Source organism: Streptomyces sp. NPDC053493, assembly GCF_044544825.1.
Taxonomy (GTDB): Bacteria; Actinomycetota; Actinomycetes; order Streptomycetales; family Streptomycetaceae; genus Streptomyces.
This window is the reverse complement of sequence record NZ_JBITXS010000024.1, coordinates 20,730-38,186: the sequence shown is the minus strand read 5'-3', so window position 1 is coordinate 38,186 and position 17,457 is coordinate 20,730. Positions and strand designations below refer to the sequence as shown.

General features: G+C 72.7%; 14 protein-coding genes. 6 read left to right on the top strand and 8 right to left on the bottom strand.

All coding sequences use genetic code 11. The features are described 5' to 3' along the window. Positions 1 to 95 (top strand): acyl-CoA dehydrogenase family protein (locus ACIGO8_RS33840; RefSeq protein WP_132919430.1); only part of this gene is annotated, 95 nt, incomplete at its 5' end. 101 nt (positions 96 to 196) lie between these two features. Here ACIGO8_RS33840 and ACIGO8_RS33835 read toward each other — a convergent pair. Next, a complete protein-coding gene (locus ACIGO8_RS33835; RefSeq protein WP_399738839.1) occupies positions 197 to 1,438 on the bottom strand; it encodes an LCP family protein in 1,242 nt (413 codons plus the stop codon). Between the two features lie 177 nt (positions 1,439 to 1,615). On the opposite strand from ACIGO8_RS33835, the gene ACIGO8_RS33830 reads away from it, so the two are divergent. Then, positions 1,616 to 2,149, top strand: coding sequence for an acyl-CoA thioesterase (locus tag ACIGO8_RS33830; RefSeq protein ID WP_399738836.1), 534 nt, complete (start codon positions 1,616 to 1,618; stop codon positions 2,147 to 2,149). A 105-nt stretch (positions 2,150 to 2,254) separates the two neighbouring features. Here the strand turns inward: ACIGO8_RS33830 and ACIGO8_RS33825 are convergent, their stop codons facing one another. Then, positions 2,255 to 3,646 (bottom strand): LCP family protein, encoded by a 1,392-nt coding sequence (locus ACIGO8_RS33825; protein WP_399738833.1) that lies wholly within the window; start codon positions 3,644 to 3,646, stop codon positions 2,255 to 2,257. Positions 3,647 to 3,880: 234 nt separating this feature from the next. Here ACIGO8_RS33825 and ACIGO8_RS33820 point away from each other — a divergent pair, with 234 nt between their 5' ends. Further along, a complete protein-coding gene (locus ACIGO8_RS33820; RefSeq protein ID WP_399738830.1) occupies positions 3,881 to 4,939 on the top strand; it encodes a glycosyltransferase family 2 protein in 1,059 nt (352 codons plus the stop codon). Positions 4,940 to 5,046: 107 nt separating this feature from the next. On the opposite strand, the gene ACIGO8_RS33815 is transcribed toward ACIGO8_RS33820, so the two are convergent. From ACIGO8_RS33815 to ACIGO8_RS33800, 4 genes are all read right to left on the bottom strand, one after another. Continuing rightward, positions 5,047 to 6,789, bottom strand: coding sequence for an LCP family protein (locus ACIGO8_RS33815; protein WP_399738827.1), 1,743 nt, complete (start codon positions 6,787 to 6,789; stop codon positions 5,047 to 5,049). 49 nt (positions 6,790 to 6,838) lie between these two features. Further along, positions 6,839 to 8,605, bottom strand: coding sequence for an LCP family protein (locus tag ACIGO8_RS33810; RefSeq protein WP_399738824.1), 1,767 nt, complete (start codon positions 8,603 to 8,605; stop codon positions 6,839 to 6,841). Between the two features lie 245 nt (positions 8,606 to 8,850). Next, positions 8,851 to 9,984, bottom strand: a complete 1,134-nt coding sequence (locus ACIGO8_RS33805; protein WP_399738821.1) for an LCP family protein — start codon at positions 9,982 to 9,984, stop codon at positions 8,851 to 8,853. A gap of 200 nt (positions 9,985 to 10,184) precedes the next feature. Continuing rightward, positions 10,185 to 10,940: a TIGR03089 family protein gene (locus ACIGO8_RS33800; protein ID WP_399738818.1), complete on the bottom strand. Its 756-nt coding sequence runs from the start codon at positions 10,938 to 10,940 to the stop codon at positions 10,185 to 10,187. Between the two features lie 136 nt (positions 10,941 to 11,076). Here ACIGO8_RS33800 and ACIGO8_RS33795 point away from each other — a divergent pair, with 136 nt between their 5' ends. The 3 genes from ACIGO8_RS33795 to ACIGO8_RS33785 all read left to right on the top strand — a co-directional run bounded on the left by ACIGO8_RS33795 (position 11,077) and on the right by ACIGO8_RS33785 (position 15,048). Then, positions 11,077 to 12,465: a peptidoglycan recognition protein gene (locus ACIGO8_RS33795; RefSeq protein WP_399738815.1), complete on the top strand. Its 1,389-nt coding sequence runs from the start codon at positions 11,077 to 11,079 to the stop codon at positions 12,463 to 12,465. Positions 12,466 to 12,576: 111 nt separating this feature from the next. Beyond that, on the top strand, positions 12,577 to 13,659 hold the full coding sequence (locus tag ACIGO8_RS33790; protein ID WP_399738812.1) for a sugar phosphate nucleotidyltransferase: 1,083 nt from the start codon (positions 12,577 to 12,579) through the stop codon (positions 13,657 to 13,659). A gap of 405 nt (positions 13,660 to 14,064) precedes the next feature. Then, positions 14,065 to 15,048, top strand: a complete 984-nt coding sequence (locus tag ACIGO8_RS33785; protein ID WP_399738809.1) for a DNA-3-methyladenine glycosylase family protein — start codon at positions 14,065 to 14,067, stop codon at positions 15,046 to 15,048. A gap of 33 nt (positions 15,049 to 15,081) precedes the next feature. Here the strand turns inward: ACIGO8_RS33785 and ACIGO8_RS33780 are convergent, their stop codons facing one another. Then, positions 15,082 to 16,473, bottom strand: coding sequence for a coenzyme F420-0:L-glutamate ligase (locus ACIGO8_RS33780; RefSeq protein WP_399738806.1), 1,392 nt, complete (start codon positions 16,471 to 16,473; stop codon positions 15,082 to 15,084). Continuing rightward, positions 16,470 to 17,444, bottom strand: a complete 975-nt coding sequence (gene cofD / locus ACIGO8_RS33775; protein ID WP_399738803.1) for a 2-phospho-L-lactate transferase — start codon at positions 17,442 to 17,444, stop codon at positions 16,470 to 16,472. Before cofD ends, ACIGO8_RS33780 begins: the two co-directional genes overlap by 4 nt. Positions 17,445 to 17,457: the final 13 nt, after the last annotated feature.

Genomic DNA, 17,457 nt, shown 5'->3' with positions numbered 1-17,457 from the left:
CCGTCGAGCGCATGATGCGCGACGCCAAGATCACCCAGATCTACGAAGGCACCAACCAGGTCCAGCGCATCGTCATGGCCCGCAACCTCCCCTGACCACCCGCACGCGGTACGCGGTACGCGCCACGGCCCCCGGCAGGACGCCGGGGGCCGTGGTGTGCGCGGGACCGCGGTCGGGCAGCGGTTCGAGGTGACCGTCAGCGGTTCGAGGTGACCGTCACCGGTTCGTCGTTGCGGATCTGCTCGACCAGCTGCTTCACCTTCGGCATGTCCCACTTGAGCGAGTTCTGCGGGGCCGCGCCGCTGATCGGCATGTTCATCGACTTGCCGTCGCCGCCGCTGATGCCCTTCATCGCGAAGAACATCTGGCCCAGGTCGTAGAGCGACATGTCCTTGTCCACGATCAGCGTGTCCAGGCCCGCGCCCAGCGTCGGGTAGAGCGTGAACGGGTTGAGGATCGTGCCCGGCGTCGCGGCCTGGCTCGCCAGGGCGGACAGGAACTTCTGCTGGTTCTTGGTCCGCTGCAGGTCCGACTCGGCGAAGGCGTAGCGGGTCCGGACGAAGGCGAGGGCCTGCTCGCCGTTGAGGGTCTGGGTGCCGGCCTGGAAGTCGGCGCCGGACTTCTTGTCCTTGAAGCCCTTCTCGATGTTCAGCTCGACGCCGCCGAGCGCGTCCACGATGTTCGCGAAGCCGGCGAAGCCGATCTCCGCGTAGTGGTCGATGCGCAGCCCGGTGTTGAACTCGACGGTGCGGACCAGGAGCTCGGGGCCGTCCATCGCGTACGCCGCGTTCAGCTTGGAGCCGCCGCGCGCCTCGTACTTCTTGCCGGACTCCGAGCCCACGAAGGACGGGATCGTCACCCAGGAGTCACGCGGCAGCGAGATCATCGTGTTCCCGCTGGAGCAGGCCGCGAGGATCATCATCGAGTCGGTCCGCTTGCCCTCCGCGGAACCGGTGTGCAGCTTCTTCTTCTCCTCGGCCGACATGCCCTCACGGCTGTCGGAGCCGACGATCAGATACGTGGTGCAGTCGCCCTCGGCGGGCCGCTCGATCACCTTGGCGAGGTCGACCTCGTTGCGCATCTTCGAGCTGGCCCAGGCGTACGTGCCGACGCTCCAGCCGACCACGACGACGGCGAGCACGATCGAGCCGACCTTGATCCGGCGCCGCCAGTCGGGCGCCGTGGCGCCCCGGCCGCCGCCGTCGCCGGGGTACGGCGAGTACTGCGGCGGCACCGTGCCGCGGCCGCCGCCCTGCGGGCCGCCGTAGACCTGGCCCGAGCTGTAACCGGAGTCGTACCCGGCGGCCTGCGCCTGGGTGAAGTTCGGGTTGTAGCCCTGCTCGTACTGCGGCTGCGGGTGCTGCGGGGGGACCTGCGGACGCTGTACGTGACGCATCCGGCGAGGCCCCTCGGGCTGGGCGTCGGGCCAGTCATTCATGCGGACCAGTCTGCCGTCCGCCCCCGCGCGCCCGACAGGGCGGGTGAGGAATCGCACCGTCCCTGTTGCCAAGCTGATGCAAAGCGGACCGCGCCCGGACTTGGCCCGGACCCGACCCCGTAGCCGTGCGCGGACCGCGCCGCGACCGGGCCGAAGGGCGGGCATAAGGTAGAGGGCATGACAGATCAGGGCGACATCCCGGGCAAGCCCACCTCCGCCTCCCGCACCACCCTCAGCCACATCATGACCAGCCACGACACCAACCTCCTCGGCACGGTGCACGGCGGCGTGATCATGAAGCTGGTGGACGACGCCGCGGGCGCGGTCGCGGGCCGGCACTCGGGCGGACCCGCCGTCACCGCCTCCATGGACGAGATGGCGTTCCTCGAGCCGGTCCGGGTCGGCGACCTGCTGCATGTGAAGGCCCAGGTCAACTGGACCGGCCGGTCCTCCATGGAGGTCGGCGTCCGGGTCATGGCCGAGCGCTGGAACGAGTCCACGCCCGCCACCCAGGTCGGCTCCGCCTACCTCGTCTTCGCCGCCGTCGACGCCGACGGCAAGCCGCGCCCGGTCCCGCCGGTCCTCCCGGAGACCGAGCAGGACAAGCGCCGCTACCAGGAGGCCCAGATCCGCCGCACCCACCGCCTGGCCCGCCGCCGCGCGATCAAGGACCTGCGCGAGCAGCGGGCGGCCGAGGGCTACGAGGACTAGGGACCGGGACGCGAGCAGGCCAGGCAGTCCGGGCAGGCCAGGCAGTCCGGGCAGGCCAGGCAGTCCGGGCAGGCCGGGCGGTCCGCCCCGGCCGCGGCCAAGGCCCTACGGGCACACCGCCTCGTCGCCCCGCATCACCGTCTCGAACTCCTCCGTCTCCGCCTCCCGCACCCGCACCCGCGTCACGCCCTTGTAGTCCGCCCCGACCGTGACCTTCAGCGTCGCGCCCTGGCCCTTCACCGGCCGCAGCTCCGCGCCCGGCAGGGCGGCCGCGAGCGAGCGGGCCGAGCGGTCCCAGCCCGGGTCGTACTCGATGAACGTGCGCGCCTGGCCCTGCCCCGCCGTCGAGGTCCTGGGCACGCGCGTGGTGTCGAACCCGGCGCCCCGCAGCGCCGCGTCCACCCGCCCGCCCAGCCCGTCCGTCCGGGTCCCGTTGTAGACCTGGACCCGGATCGTGCGCGGCGCGACCTCCACCTCGGCGGGCCGGGCGGGCCGCGGCCCGCCCGGCGCCTTCGTCGCGGCCGGCGTGGCCGGGGACAGCGGCCGGTCCTCCCGCAGCGACTGGAACAGCTGCTGCGCCTTCGTCGCGTCCCACTTCACCGTCGAGCCGATGCCCTTCACCGGGAAGTCCGTGTCGCCCAGCGGCACGGAGACGAACTCCGAGGAGGCCGGAGTGAAGCCGCGCATCGCCTTCGCGAGCGCCAGCATCTGATCCGTACCGAAGCCCTGGTCGGCCCGGACCGAGCCCATCATGGTCGTGGCGACCTCACGGAACCGCACCGGGTTGAACAGCACCCCGCCGCTCGTCATCTGCTCGATCAGCGCGGCCATGAACCGCTGCTGGCGCTGGATGCGGCTGATGTCGGCCGCCCCGTCGACGTGCCGGGCCCGTACGTACTGCAGCGCCTGCCCGCCGTCGAGCTCGTGCGTGCCGGGCGCCAGGTCGAGGCCGGTGTAGGAGTCCTTCAGCGGCTTCGCGGTGCAGATCTGCACTCCGCCGACCGCGTCCACGGTCTTCATGAAGCTGGTGAAGTCGACCTCCAGATAGTGGTCGATCTTCACGCCGGTCATCGACTCCACGGTCCGCACGGTCAGCCCGGGCCCGCCCTCCGCGTACGCCGCGTTCAGCTTCACCGGGTGCGCGTGGTGGTGCTTGCCGGTGGTCAGATCGGTGTGCTCGGGCATCTCGGCGTACGAGTCGCGCGGCAGCGACACCACGCTCGCCCGCTCCCGGTCCTCGGAGATGTGCACGAGCATCACGGTGTCCGTGCAGTGGCAGGGCGCGCCGCCGAGCCGGTACTTCCGGCGCTCCTCCTCGGTGATCCGGTCGCGGCCGTCGGTGCCGACGAGGAGGATGTTCATCCCGTGCCCGGCCTGCGGCCGGTTCTTCATGTCCTTGAACGGGTCGACCCGGGTGATCCCGGTGTCGAGGCTCGTCACCACGGCATGCCCGATGCCCCCGGCCGCCAGCACCACCACCGACAGCGCGGTCGCCATCCGCGTCCCCCACCGCGGCCTGCCCCGCCGTCTCCCTCTCCCGCGACGGACGGGTAGGGGCCGGGCCGTGGGCCGGGGCGGACGGGGCGTGCGGGGCGGTGTGGGCACCGGGGGACACCTCCGCGGGTGTGACTGGGGACCGTATAGCACCGTAGGCCCATACGATCAGCGCCACCGCCCACCGGTCCCGGCGGCGCGCGACCGTGTCCCCCGTTCGCGGTAACGTGGCCCCCGATGAACGCCAAGCCCCCCGTCTCCGTGATCATGCCGGTCCTCGATGAGGAGCGGCATCTGCGCAACTCGGTCCGTCACATCCTGGAGCAGGAGTACGAGGGCGAGATGGAGGTGGTGATCGCGCTCGGTCCTTCGACGGACCGCACCGACGAGATCGCCGCCGAGCTCGTCCGCGAGACCGCGTCCGACAGCCGCGCGCGGGTCCGCACCGTGCCCAATCCGACGGGCCGCACCCCGGCCGCCCTCAACGCGGCGATCAAGGCCTCACGTCACCCGATCGTGGTCCGCGTCGACGGCCACGGCATGCTGTCGCCCGACTACATCGCGACCGCGGTCCGCCTCCTGGAGGAGACCGGCGCGCAGAACGTCGGCGGCATCATGCACGCCGAGGGCGAGAACGCCTGGGAGGACGCGGTCGCCGCCGCGATGACCTCGAAGATCGGCGTCGGCAACGCGGCCTTCCACACCGGCGGCGCCGCCGGCCCCGCCGAGACCGTCTATCTGGGCGTCTTCCGCCGTGAGGCGCTGGAGCGGCAGGGCGGCTACAACGAGGAGTTCATCCGCGCCCAGGACTGGGAGCTGAACTACCGCATCCGCGAGGCCGGCGGTCTGATCTGGTTCTCGCCGGAGCTGCGCGTGCAGTACCGTCCGCGGCCGTCCGTGCGCGCGCTCGCGAAGCAGTACAAGGACTACGGCCGCTGGCGGCACGTCGTCGCCCGCTACCACGAGGGCTCCATCAACCTGCGCTATCTGGCCCCGCCGACCGCCGTCTGCGCGATCGCCGCGGGTCTCGTCGTGGGCGCCGTCCTCACCCCGCTCGGCTTCCTCGTCCCGGCCGGCTACCTGGCCGCGATCACCGCGGGCTCGATCCCGGCGGGCAAGGGCCTCTCGCTGAAGGCCCGGCTGCAGATCCCGGTGGCGCTGGCGACCATGCACATGTCGTGGGGCTTCGGCTTCCTCACCAGCCCGCGCTCGCTGGCCCGGAAGGTCATCGCGAGCAAGCGCCCGGCGGTGAAGGCGCCGGCCGGCGAGTCCGAGACCGAGACCCAGACCGTCTGATCCGGTGACCGTCTGACCTCGTCACCGTCTGATCCGCGTCCACGGCGAAGGCCGGGCCCCCTTCCGGGTGCCCGGCCTTCGCCGTACGGACGGTCGGCGCGACGGCGTCAGCTCTTGCCGTCCCACTTGTAGACCGAGTAGACGTCCATGCAGTCCGTCTTGTCGTCCGCGCCCGCCGGCAGGTCACCGGCCTCCACCTGCGGCTTCTTGAAGGTGTTGCCCTCACGCCAGTCGGCGCCGACGACCACGGTGACGCCCTCCGCCTTCGCGTCCGCGCGCACCGCCGTGTCCGGCAGGCCGAGGGCGCGGGCCACGGACAGGGCGTTCGCCTTGCCCTGCTCGCCGGCGTCCTTCGGGTAGAGCACCGCGCTGTCCTTGCGCGGCTCGGCGTCCTTGGAGTTGTCGGCCTCGGTGAAGCCCTTCTCGCGCAGCACCCCGGCGATCGCGCCCGCCCGGCCCTGGACCGCGGCCTGCTCCTCGCTGCCGGTGCCGTTGACGACCGTGACCCCGAAGGAGCCGGGCGCCTCGGCGGTGGCCGCCGGCTTGCCGGAGGCGGACGGCTTGGGCTTGGCCGCGCCGCCGTTCTTGTCGAAGGCGACGTCGTCGCGCAGCATCGCCCACATCTTGTCGGCGGACTTGGGCACCATCACGAGCTTGTCGTCGTCCTGGGACCACTCGACCGTCGGCACCGTGGCCGTCGTGAGGCGGTTCAGCTTCACGTTCTTCAGCTGCATCGACAGGTCGAAGAGCTTCTTGACGGTGCCGATCTCGTCGGAGACCTGGAAGGCCTTGGTGGCGGTCTCGGCGAGGCCCATCAGCCGCGGCGTGTCGGTCCAGGCGTCCTGGTCCTGGAGCTTCTTCATCAGGCCGTTCATGTACATGTGCTGGGCCTTGGCGCGGTTCTGGTCGTTGCCCCAGGCGTGCCGGGTACGCAGCCACTGCAGGGCCTGCTCGCCCTGGACCTCGGTGGTGCCCTGTGGGAGCTTGAGGCCGGAGCCGCCCTTCACGCGCGGCGTGGACCGGTCGTAGACGCTGGTCTTCACGCACACCGGGACGCCGCCGACCTCGTCGGCCATGGCGACCACACCCGCGAAGTCGATCATCATCCAGTGGTCGATGTAGACGCCGGTGATGCTCTCCCAGGTGGTCAGGGTGCAGCCCGGGCCGCCGCGGGACAGCGTCTCGTTGATGGGCCGGTTGGTGGTGGCGGCGTACTCGCGCCCGTCCTTGTCCCGGCACTTGGGGATCTTGACGATGGTGTCGCGCGGGATGGAGACGATCGAGGCGTTCTGCCGGTCGGCCGACACGTGCAGCAGCATCTGCACGTCGGCGAGCGCCGGGCGGTCCCGGTCGTTCTTGCCGCCGCCGAGCGCCACGTTCTTCGCGTCGGCGCGGCTGTCGGAGCCGATGAGGAGGATGTTCAGCGGCGTGTCGCCGAGCGCGTTGGGCGCGGCCTTGTGCACGCCGCTGTCGCCGCCCGCGCGGTCGCCGCTGCGGATGTTGCCGTTGAGGTGCTGGTAGTAGAGGTATCCGGCGCCGGCCGTGCCCAGTATCAGCACCGACAGGGTGATGGCCGTCCAGCGCAGTATCCGGCGCTTTCCGGTCTTCCGGGCACGGCGGCGCGGGGCGCCGCGCCGTCCGCGTCCCGAACGGCCGCCGCCCGCCTCGCCGTCGTCCTTGGCGTCCCCGCCGCCCGCGCGACGGGACCGGGGCACGGTGCCGCCCGCCCGTCGTCCGCCCGGACCGGCGTCCTCCGCCTCCTGCTCGTAGAGACTCTCGTCCCAGCCCAACTCGCGGGCGTGCGGGGCGCGTTCCCGCGCCCCCTCCCTACGCACGCTGCTCTGTCCCACCCCAGGTCTCCTTCAACTCAGGTGCCGCCCAAGGCCCGCTCCTCGCGGGTCACTTGGCGCACACCTGCTTGTCTGCCGTCTGCGCACCTTCCGGCGCCTTCGCCGGTCCGGTGAGGGGCACCCCCGCGCCCTTGAAGTCCGCGCCGAGGACGAGCGTCATGGGCTCGCGCTCCCCGGCGTCCTGCGTGCCCGGCTTGAGAGCCGAGGCGGGCAGGCCCATCAGGTCCGCGAGCTTGCGGGCCTGGTCGGCCTGGTTCGGTGCGTAGGTGAGCGTGGTCGTCGCCGCCCTCTCGGGGGCGTTGCTCCTGTTGGTCGACCGCGTCACGCCGTGCTCGTTCTGGAGCCATTCGATCGTCTTGCCCGCCGCACCGGTGATGCCGCTGCCGTTGTAGACGTCGACGCGGACCTCGTGGGCGGTGGAGCGGGCGCCCTGCAGGAGCTTCGCCTGGGCCTGCGCCTGGGCGTTCTTGGCGTCCTGCTCCTTCTGCTTCACCTCGGTGAGCGAGGTGTCGGACTGCATCTGGGCGAAGAGCCGCGGCGCCTTCTCCGGGTCGGGGACGACCGTGATCGGGCGGGGCTCGGCCGGGTTGTCGATGACCGGCAGCGTGGTGAACGTGATGTTCTTGGTGTCGATCTTGGCCAGCTCGCCGGCCAGCGACTGGAGCTTGGAGATGCTCCCTATGCCGCTGTCGACGGTCAGTGCCTTGGTGGCGGCGTCGGCGAGGCCGTACAGCTTGGTCGGCGAGGTGAGCGTCTCGTCCGACTTCATCTGCCGGATCATCGAGCTGAGGAACTGCTGCTGGACCTTGATGCGGTCCAGGTCGCTCTCGTTGCCGAAGCTGTGCCGGGTGCGGACGAAGGCGAGGGCCTGTTCGCCCTGGATGATCGACTCGCCCTTGGGCAGGTCGAGGTGCGACTTCGAGTCCTTGACCGGTTTGGCCAGGCACACCTTCACGCCGCCGACGGCCGTCGTCATCTCCTTGACGGCGTTGAAGTCCGCCATCATGAAGTGGTCGACGGTCAGGCCGGTGAGCTCCTTGACCGTGCGCATGGTGCAGCCGGGGTCGCGGTCGGACTGGCCGAGGCTGATGTTGAAGCGGACGTCCGACTGCCCGGGAATGGTCTTGGTGCTGCCGTCGGCGAGCTTCGTCTGGCACTCGGGGATGTCGGTGACCAGGTCGCGCGGGATGGACATCGCCGTGGCGTTCGTCCGGTCCTTCGAGACGTGGAAGAGGATCGTGGTGTCGGCGTGGCCGGGGCTGTTCTTGTCGCCGTAGCCGGAGTTGCCGTCACCGGTCCGCTTGTCGGTGCCGATGAGCAGGATGTTGAAGGACTCGCCCTTGTTGAAGCCGCCCGAGCCCGCGCCGACCACGTCGATGGTGTTGATGTTGTTGTTGAAGTGGTTGTAGAGCGCGTACGCGCCGGCGGCGCCGCCCACGAGGACGAAGGCCATCGTCCCGCCGGTCCACATCAGGACCTTCTTCTTGCGGGAGGTCTCCGGGCGGCGCTTGCGGCGGCCCGCGGCCGCCTGCCGGTCGACGGGCTCGGCCGCGCGGCGGCGGCGCTGCCCGGGCAGCGGCGGGGGAGCGAGGCCGGGGTCCGCCGGGACTCCACGGCCTCTGGTGCCGCCCTGCCCTCTCTGGGCCGGCGGGGTGGCACCACGGGCGGTGCGGGGGCGCGGCTGGGACGGGGCGGCCGGCTGCGGCTGCCCAGCGGAGTGGTCCAGTCGCAGTTCGTAGTTGCCGGTCTGCGGGTTGAGCACCCACTGGTCGGCGGGGTCGATGTCGTCCGCCCGTCCACGGCTGTGCGCGTCCACGGTCTTCTGAGTCCTCCGTCGGTGCCACGCGAGGCGCCTCCCCCTCGGGCGCTCGGTCGTTCGATCCATAGAGTGCGCGACCACGCGGTCGGGTGCACCGGATCGCGTCACACTATCCGCCCAGTTCAGCGTGGGGCGACGTCCGTGACAAATTCCACGCCCCTTACACCTGGGCAATTTGCCCAAACCTCATCCAGCATCGCCCTCCCCTTGGCCCCGGCTTTACGAAACGAGTCGCGTGCGTCTCACTTGCAGGCGCCGTCCGCCGCGTTGCGTCCCGCGAAGGACGGCGTGGCGGAGGCGTCCGGGCCCTCGCCGGTCCCGTCGGTCCTCTCGTTGCCGCCCGGCCGGACGGTGACCGGCTGGTCGGCGCGCAGCCGGGCGAAGAGCCGGCCGGCCGCCGGCTGGACCAGTTCGTCCCGGTTCGCGTTGTACGCGTACGGCCGCCGCGGCACCGTCAGGAACTGGACCTTCTCCGTCGGGACGGCCCGCATCGACCTGGCGAGGTCGTACAGGTCGCGCAGCGAGTCCAGGCCCGGGTCGGTCGTGATCGACTTGGTGGCCGCGTCCAGGACCGGATAGAGCTTGGTCGGGTTGAGCAGGACGCCGTCGCTCTGCACCTTGTTGACCAGGGCGCCGAGGAACTGCTGCTGCCGGTCCATCCGCTCCGTGTCGCTGCCGTTGCCGAGCGACTTGCGGGCCCGTACGAAGCCCAGCGCCTGCTCGCCGTGGAGCGTCTGGCGCCCGGCCGGCAGCTTCAGGTGCGCGTCGGAGTCGTCGATCGGCTCCTTGAGGCAGATCTCCACGCCGTCGACCGCGTCGACCATCTTCTTGAAGCCGCGGAAGTCGATCACCATGTGGTGGTCGATCCGGATGCCCGTCAGCTTCTCCAGCGTGCGGATCGTGCACGCCGTACCGCCGAACTCGAAGGCCCAGTTGAACTGGGCGAACTGCTCGCTGGTGCGGCTCTTGTCCGGCTTCGCGCAGCTCGGGATCCGGACCATCAGGTCGCGCGGGATCGACACCGCGGTCGCGCCCGACCCGTGCGCCGAGATGTGCAGCAGGATCGTGGTGTCGGACCGCTGCGTGCCCTTGTCCTTCCCGTACTTGGTGTTCCCCGGACCCGAACGGGTGTCGGAGCCGATCAGCAGGATGTTGCGCGAGGCGTTCACCGCCGGCGACGGCCGCTCCTTCTCGTACTTCCGCAGCTCGTCCGCGGCCGTCGTGTCCGTCGTGATGTTGCCGTCCAGCTTGCGGTAGAGCCACCAGCCCGTCCCGGCCGCGGCGAGCACCACGACCGCCGCGCCCAGCGCCGTCCAGCGCAGCCAGTGCCGCCGCTTGCCATCGCCTTCGGCGGGCGTCTCTGCGCTGTCCGTCACGTCTGGGTCCGTCCTCGATGGCGCGTTCGGCGCGCCGGGAGACCGTCCTCACGCTGAAGTAGACGGCCGAATCCGGCGCTTGGTTCTGCGGAGGGCATCGGTACCCCCGGGCCGATCATGACCCGGACCGCGCCCCGGAACCCGGGTACGCGGCGCGTCGATGGGCCGTACGGGTGGACGGACCCGTGGCCGGCCCCGGCTCAGCCGGCGAGCGTGACCGTGACCCGCTCGCTCTCCACCCGCTTGGCGAGGCCCTCGGCGCCCAGCTCCGCCAGGTTCCGGCACAGCACCACCGACCCGCCCGCGGCGAGCGGCGCGTACAGCCCGGCCGAGACGCCGTCCCACGTGTCGTACGGCCGCCCGGACAGCAGCCGCCCGCCCGCCGTGAGGCCCAGCTCGCCGGCGTCCGTGCGGGCCCGCTCGACGAGCTGCAGTCCCGTCAGCTCCACATCGCCGACCACGAGCGCGGACGCACCCGGATCAACGGGTACGAACGGGGCGAAGCGGTCGCCCTGACTCGGCACCTCCACCGCGTAGTCCGCGTATCCGGCCGGCGCCTGCGGGAAGCGGCGGCCCAGCGGCGCGAGGGAGAGCGCGATCCGGTCTCCCGGACAGGCCAGGCCCGCCTCCAGACCCTCCGGCCCGGCGACCACGTAGTCCGCGCCGGCCGGGTCGCCGCCGATCTCCGCCGTCACGCCGACGGACGAACAGGCGAGCAGCCACACCGCGGTCTGCCAGTGCGCGGGCAGCAGCAGCGCGAGCCGGTCGCCGGGCGAGGCGGACAGTTCGCCCTGGAGCAGATTGGCGGTCTTGGCCACCCAATTGGCGAAGGTGGCCACCGACAATTCGACGCGTTCACCGGTGGCGTCGTCGTAGAAAGTGACCAAGGGGCGGGCCGGGTCCGCGGCGAGCGCGGATCGCAGCAGGTCGGCGGGGGTGCGGTCGCTGGCGTTCACGCGGGCAAGGGTACGCGGGGCAGCGCGCGCGGTCCTCCGTACCGGTGACGCCGTCCACCGGTCGGCCCGACGGAGCGTCAGGTTCCGCGCCCTTTCCCGCCGTGCGGAACTCCCACGGCCTACGGACGATCACCTCATGCGTGCCTACCTCGTCTCCTCGATCGCCGTCACCTGTGCCGCGGCCCTCACCGTGCCGCTCACCCTCGCGAGCTCCGCCGAGGCCGGACCCCGGGCCCGCCCGCCCGTCACGGACGTCGCCGGGGCCACGCAGTCGCTGCCGCTCGAACCACTCGCCCCGGACGGGCCCGGAGGACCCGACGGGCCGGTCGGGCCGCGGGGCCGCGGCTTCGGCACCGCCGGCCGGGCCGAGGCGGCGGGGGCGGCGGAGCGGGGCCTGAGCCGACGGGACGTCAGACCGTTCTCGCTCGTCGGCGTCGTCTGGGACGACGTACGCGCTCCGCTGCACGGCACCGTGCAGGTCCGCACCCGCACCGCCGCGAGCGGCGCCTGGTCCGACTGGCAGGACCTGGAGACCCACAACGACGAGCACGGCGCCGACCCGGACACGGCCGAGGGCCGCCGCGCGGGCGCGCTGCGCGGATCCACCGCCCCGCTGTGGGTCGGCGCCTCGGACGGCGTCGAGGTCCGCGTACACCCGGAGGCCTCCCTCCCGGCGGGCCTGCGCCTCGAACTGGTCGACCCGGGCCCGGAGGAGGAGGCGGCGCTCGCGGACGACGCCGCCGCGCCGGCCCGGGCGATGGCCCCGGCATCGGCGCCCGGCTCCGCCGCCGTCGCGGGCTCCGCGGTCCCGTCCTCCTCGGTCGCCTCCTCCGCCGTGGCGCCCGGGGCCGTGATCCCGGCCCTGACCCGGGCCGAGACGATGGCGACCGTCTCCTCCGCCTCGAAGGCGAAGCCGTACATCGGCCCGCGCCCGAAGATCATCACCCGCAAGGGCTGGGGCGCCGACGAACGGCTGCGCGAGAAGACCTTCGTCTACACGAAGAAGGTCAAGGCCGCCTTCGTCCACCACAGCGCCACCGGCAACAACTACACGTGCCGTCAGGCGCCCTCCGTGCTGCGCAGCATCTACCGCTACCACGTGAAGAGCCTCGGCTGGCGTGACTTCGGCTACAACTTCGCCGTCGACAAGTGCGGAAACATCTACGAGGGCCGGGCGGGCGGCGTGGCCAAGGCGGTCATGGGCGCGCACACCCTCGGCTTCAACACCGACAGCATGGGCATCGCCGTCCTCGGCACCTACGGCAGCGCCAGCCCGCCGGCCGCCGTCGTGACCGCGATCGCACGGCTGACCGCGTGGAAGCTGGGGCTGTACGGGGTGAATCCGAAGGGCAAGACGGTTCTCACCTCCGGCGGCGGCAATCTCTACAAAAAGGGCAGAAAGGTCACGTTCAACGCCATCGCCGGCCACCGCGACGGCTTCGCGACCGAGTGCCCGGGCGGGCGCCTGTACGGCAAGCTCGGCACCGCCCGGTCGGCCTCGGCGAAGTACCAGGGAAGGCGCTGAGGCTCATGGACTCAACCATCTGCATAAACTGACCGGTCATATCGTACGGACGGGCGAAGCGACGCCTCCCCGGCGACGAGACCGGACCCGAACAGGAAGCAGAGACGACAGGTGACCGAAGCGATTCTCCTGGTCGGTGGCAAAGGCACCCGGCTGCGTCCCCTGACGGTCAACACGCCCAAGCCGATGGTCCCCGCGGCCGGCGTCCCCTTCCTGACGCACCAGCTGGCCAGGGCCCGGGCGGCCGGCGTGGACCACATCGTCCTCGCCACGTCCTACCTGGCCGAGGTCTTCGAACCGTACTTCGGCGACGGCTCGGCGCTCGGGCTCAGCATCGAGTACGTCACCGAGGAGGAACCGCTCGGCACCGGCGGCGCCATCCGCAACGTGGCCTCCCGGCTCCACTCGGGCCCCGAGGACCCCGTCCTGATCTTCAACGGCGACATCCTCACCGGACTCGACATCCGCGCCCTGGTCGACACCCACCAGACCTCCGGCGCGGACGTCTCGCTCCACCTCACCCGCGTCGACGACCCGCGCGCCTTCGGCCTCGTCCCCACCGACGGCACCGGACGCGTCACGGCCTTCCTGGAGAAGCCGCAGACGCCCGAGGAGATCGTCACCGACCAGATCAACGCGGGCGCCTACGTCTTCCGGCGCTCCGTCATCGACACCATCCCGGCCGGCCGGCCGGTCTCCGTCGAACGCGAGACCTTCCCCGACCTGCTCGCCTCCGGCGCGCACCTCCAGGGCATGGTCGACTCCACGTACTGGCTCGACCTCGGCACCCCGCAGGCCTTCGTCCGCGGCTCCGCCGACCTCGTCCTCGGCCGCGCCCCCTCGCCGGCCGTGCCCGGCCGCTGCGGCGACCGCCTGATCCTGGACACGGCCGAGGTCGCCGCCGACGCCAAGCTGACCGGCGGCACCGTCGTCGGCGCGGGCGCGGTCATCGGCTCCGGCGCCCGCGTCTCCGGCTCCACGGTCCTCGCCGACGCGATCGTCGAACCCGGCGCCGTCGTCACCGACTCCCTCATCGGCGCGGGCGCCCACATCGGCGCGCGCACGGTGGTGACGGGAGCGGTGATCGGGGACGGGGCGCGGGTGGGCGCGGACAACGAACTGCGCGACGGCATCCGCGTCTGGTGCAACGCCACCCTCCCCCCAGCCACCATCCGCTTCTCCTCCGACCAGTAGCCCAGCCCCGACCGCCCTCGTGCGGGCCGCGCCCGCTTGCGCGGCGCCCCGGTCCAGCTCCGTGTGGGCATTCGTCCCGCTGGGGCGGGACGGGTGGGCACACGGGACGGCGCCCTTGCGGGCGCGTTCCGCACCTGCGCCTGAACCCGCACCACCAGCACGGCGCGCTTCGGGTGCGGGTCAAGGCGCGGGAGCCTAGGCCCGGCAAGGGGCGCCGTCCGTTGTGCCCACCCGTTCCGCCCCAGCGGAACGAATGCCCACAACGAGGGAGGCGAGGGCGCCAGCCCACATGGGCGCGGGGCGGAGCCCGCACGGGGCGGAGGCGCGGCCCACGGCGGCGCGGGCGAAGGCTCGGGCGCGGGGGACGTGGGGGCGAGGAGGTGCGGGCGCGGATAGGCTCGGGGCATGGCCGGCCGCTTCGCTTCACGTATCCAGACCACCCGCACCACCATCCGCGGCGGCCACATCCCCCTTCCCCGCTCCCACGACCTCGACCTCGACCTCGACCTCGATCTCGACCTCGGTCTGACCCTCGGCCCCCTCCGCCGCGGCCCCGCCGACCCCACCTTCCGGGCCACCCCCGACGGCTCCGTCTGGCGGGCCAGCCGGACGCCCGACGGTCCGGGCACCATCCGGGTGCGGATGCGCGCGGCCGGCGGCGTGGCCGCCGAGGCGTGGGGGCCCGGCGGGTCCTGGCTGCTCGAGCGGCTGCCCGCGCTGCTCGGCGCCGACGACGACCCCACCGCCTTCGTCCCGCGCCACAAACTCCTCGCCCTCACCCACCGCGCCCGCCGCGGCCTGCGCCTCACCCGCACCGGTCTGGTCCTGGAGTCGCTGATCCCGTCGATCCTGGAGCAGAAGGTCACGACGCACGAGGCCTACGGCTCCTGGCGGGTGCTCGTCCGCACGTACGGCGAGCCCGCGCCCGGCCCCGCGCCGGACGGCATGTACGTGATGCCCGACGCCCGCACCTGGGCGATGATCCCGTCCTGGGAGTGGCACCGCGCGAACGTCGACGGCAAGCGCTCCGCCACCGTCGTCCGCGCTGCCCGCGCCGCCGCGCGGCTGGAGGAGGCCGCGCACATGGCCCCGCCGGAGGCCCGCAAGCGCCTCGAACTGATCCCGGGCATCGGCCCCTGGACCTCCGCCGAGACGATCCAGCGCAGCAACGGCGCCCCGGACGAGGTCACCACCGGCGACCTCCATCTGCCCGGCATCGTCGGCTGGGCGCTCGCCGGCGACCGGACGGCGGACGACGCGGCGATGCTGGAGCTGCTCGCCCCGTATGAGGGCCAGCGTCACCGCGCCGCCCGGCTGATCCTGCTCAGCGGCCGGGTCCCGGCCCGCCGGGCGCCACGGATGACGCCCGGCGACATCACGAAATGGTGAGACCCGAGCCCGACCTCGGCCCCGCGCCCCCGCTCACCGCACCTCGATGAACGCGCCCGCCTGCCGTACCGCCCGTTCCTTCGGCGGCGCCGCCGGCCGGCCCACCGCGATCGCGCCCATCGGGTCCCAGCCGGCCGGCAGGCCGAGCGCGTCCCGTACGACCTCGCGGCAGAACATCGTCGAGGACACCCACGCCGAGCCCAGCCGCTCACCGGCCAGCGCGACCAGCAGGTTCTGCACGGCCGCGCCCGCCGCCACCACGAACATCTCGCGCTCGGCGGCGTCGCGGCGCGGGTCGCCGTAGTGGTGGGCGCCGTCCATGACGAGGCAGGGCACGATCAGGTACGGCGCGTTGCGCAGGACGTCGCCGCGGCGCACCCGCTTGGCGATCGACTCCTCCGACTTGCCGTCCGCCCGCAGGTCCGCGATCCACGCGTCCCGCATCGCGTCGAGCAGCCGCAGCCGCGCCGCCTCCGTCTCCAGGAGCACGAAGCGCCACGGCGTGGTGTGGTGCGGTGCGGGCGCCGTGACGGCGACGGCGACGGCCCGCCGTACCGCGCCCGGGTCGACCGGGTCGTCGGTGAACTCCCGTACGGTACGCCGCGCGGTCATCGCCTCCCGTACGGCCTCCGACGTGCCGAGCCGGAACATGTCGTCGGCCGCGTTGCGTACGAGCGCCCGGGCGCCCGGCTCCTCGTCGCCGGCGACGACATGACCGAGGCCGCGGACGACGGCGACGGGCCGGCCGGTGGCCTTGCCCTTCACCAGGTCGCCGGCGGCGGCGAGTTCGTCGGCGGTGGCGATGACGGTCACGTTCAGCTCGTTGCCGTGCGAGTCGCTCACGCCCCGCAGGTCGTCGAGGACCCGCACGCCGGCGGCGCCGATGGCGACGTCGGTGAGGCCGCTGCGCCAGGGCCGGCCGAAGGTGTCGGTGACGATCACGCCGACGTCCACGCCCAGCGCCTCGCGCAGCCCCGCGCGGATCCGGCGGGCGGAGCCGTCCGGGTCCTCCGGCAGCAACAGCACGGTGCCGGCCGGGGTGTTGGAGGCGTCGACGCCGGCGGCGGCCATGATCAGGCCCTGCCGGTTCTCGACGATACGGAGGGTCCCGCGCCGCGCCACGACCCGTACGGTCTCGGCGTCGATCGCCTCCTCCCGGTCGGCGGCGGCGATCACCCGCCCTTCCGCCTTGCTCACGATCTTCGAGGTGACGAGCAGCACGTCGCCGTCGAGGAGCCCGGGCGAGGGCGAGGCGCCGGCGATCAGCTTGGCGATGTCGTCGCCGGGCCCGACCTCCGGGATCCCGTCGAGCGCCCACACCTCGTAACGGGCCCCACCGCCGACCTCGCTCCCCGCACCGCCGACACCGCCCGCACCGCCGACGACATCGGCGCCCGCCGCGGCCCCGCTCCCGTGGTCCGTCATGCGCCGGCTCCGCCGGTTTCGCGCGCCTCCGCCGCCAGCGCCAGCGCCTCGCGCGCCATCGCCGCCGTCGCGTCCAGGTCGGTCATCATCAGCGGCACCGCGCGGCAGCGGATGCCCGCCGCCTCGACGTCCGCGACGGCGCCCGCGTCGACGGTGTCGACGAGCCAGCCGTCGAGGAGCTCGGAGCCGTAGTGCCGGGCGACGGCCGCCGCCGTGGACTCCACGCCGACCGCCGCGAGCACCTTGTCGGCCATGCCCCGCACGGGCGCGTCGCCGACGATGGGGGACAGGCCCACGACCGGGGCGGGCGCGGCCGCGACGGCCTCGCGGATGCCGGGGACGGCCAGGATGGTGCCGACGGACACGACGGGGTTGGACGGCGGGAAGAGGATGACGTCCGCCTCGGCGACGGCCTCCAGGACACCGGGCGCGGGCTTCGCCTGCTCGGCGCCGACGGGCACGACGGCCTTCGCGTCGACGGAGGCGCGCAGCTTCACCCAGTACTCCTGGAAGTGCACGGCGCGCTGTTCGCCGTCCACCTCGATCGCCACGTGCGTCTCGACCCGGTCGTCGGACATCGGCAGCAGCCGGACGCCGGGCTGCCAGCGGGCGCACAGCGCCTCGGTGACGGCGCTCAGCGGATAGCCGGCGCCCAGCATCTGGGTGCGGACGATGTGGGTGGCGAAGTCGCGGTCGCCGAGACCGAACCACTCCGGCCCGACGCCGTACGCCGCGAGCTCCTCCTTGACGGTGAAGGACTCGTCCTCGCGGCCCCAGCCCTGTTCCTCGTTGATGCCACCGCCGAGGGTGTACATCACGGTGTCGAGGTCCGGGCAGACCTTGAGGCCGAAGAGATGGATGTCGTCACCGGTGTTGCCGACGACCGTGATCTCCGCGTCGGGCGCGGCCTGCTTGAGGCCGCGAAGGAAGCGGGCACCACCGATGCCACCGGCCAGAACCACAATGCGCATGCAGAGCAGTCTG